The sequence below is a fragment of the Pseudomonas sp. HY13-MNA-CIBAN-0226 genome (genome assembly GCF_040310305.1).
Taxonomy (GTDB): Bacteria; Pseudomonadota; Gammaproteobacteria; order Pseudomonadales; family Pseudomonadaceae; genus Aquipseudomonas; species Aquipseudomonas gregormendelii.
Genome location: NZ_JBEOPS010000610.1, coordinates 1 through 238, shown reverse-complemented (window position 1 = coordinate 238; position 238 = coordinate 1). Strand labels below are relative to the sequence as shown.

Sequence of the window (238 nt, the reverse complement as noted above, 5' to 3'; positions counted from 1 at the left end):
ATTGATAAGCTAATGACAGGGATTCAAACACGCATTGACACCATGGCGTATCAGCAAGGCGATAAGTTTTATTTAGGTTCAACAGACTCTTCAATTGAACATGCATTTAATGAAGAGTTTGAACAAGAGATAGAACAAATGGTCACCAACTCAATGGGATCATTAATGATGACATTAGGTAGCCAGATCATGTCTTCTGAAGGCGGTTCATTTGAAGAAAAAATGAATACCTTTTCAC

At 37.0% G+C, this 238-nt stretch carries 1 protein-coding gene; it reads left to right on the top strand.

What is annotated here, in order from left to right; genetic code table 11:
* Nucleotides 1-12 precede the first annotated feature (12 nt).
* The coding region (locus AAEZ05_RS30120; protein ID WP_350650324.1) for a DUF2884 family protein at nucleotides 13-238 on the top strand (226 nt) is incomplete at its 3' end.